This window comes from Mesorhizobium sp. M1E.F.Ca.ET.041.01.1.1 (assembly GCF_003997355.1).
Taxonomy (GTDB): domain Bacteria; phylum Pseudomonadota; class Alphaproteobacteria; order Rhizobiales; family Rhizobiaceae; genus Mesorhizobium.
On sequence record NZ_RZSL01001223.1, the window covers coordinates 1 to 548 of the forward strand.

The window sequence follows — 548 nt, forward strand, 5'->3', positions numbered from 1 at the left end:
GGCGGGAACTCGACCTTTCAGTTGAATTGCGGAAGTCTTGCATGCCACGCTATGCCACCATCATCACCGGCGACGACGGCGCCGAGATCGTCAGCGCCATCGGCGAGTTCGAATCCTTCGGCGCGCCGCGCCGCGCCGCGCCGGCCGCGTCGAGCAAGTCGCGCCGGGCGTGCGCATCGGCATGGTCCGCGGCGGCCCGGTCGAGCCGGTCGCCGGCTTCGGCTTTCCGCGCCAGGGCCTGGACCATTCGGCGATCGCTGCCGTTACGGCGACGCTGAAGGCAGCGTCTGGTCCGTCTCCTGAGGTCGCTTCGATCGGCGAAGCAGCGTCGCCAAGGCCAGTTCGCTCAAAGCCGCGCAAGAAACCGGCGCGCAAGGTCGCCAAGGCGCGAACGGCCAAGGCACCAGTCTCCGATGCGACGGCCCATGGCTGACGGAGCGAGCAAGGCGCGACGCAGGACGACCGGTGCCCGAACCGCAAGGCCGAAGACCGCAAGAGCGACGCCGGCCGGCACGGCTGCCACCCGCCCGAAGCGCTCGAAAAAAACG

Annotated in this window: 2 protein-coding genes; both read right to left on the minus strand. The window is 69.5% G+C overall.

Features of this window, described 5'->3' with window-relative positions; translation table 11 throughout:
- Positions 1-49: 49 nt before the first annotated feature.
- Positions 50-247 carry a hypothetical protein gene (locus EOA38_RS39660; RefSeq protein WP_189435268.1) on the minus strand — a complete coding sequence of 66 codons (198 nt, stop codon included), beginning with the start codon at positions 245-247 and terminating at the stop codon, positions 50-52.
- A gap of 99 nt (positions 248-346) precedes the next feature.
- Positions 347-548: hypothetical protein (locus tag EOA38_RS39995; RefSeq protein WP_210213035.1), on the minus strand; the 202-nt coding region annotated here is incomplete at its 5' end.

Excerpts from the sequence above, each read along its gene's own strand:
- EOA38_RS39660 (WP_189435268.1), bottom strand. The coding sequence starts at position 247 with ATGGTCCAGGCCCTGGCGCGGAAAGCCGAAGCCGGCGACCGGCTCGAC.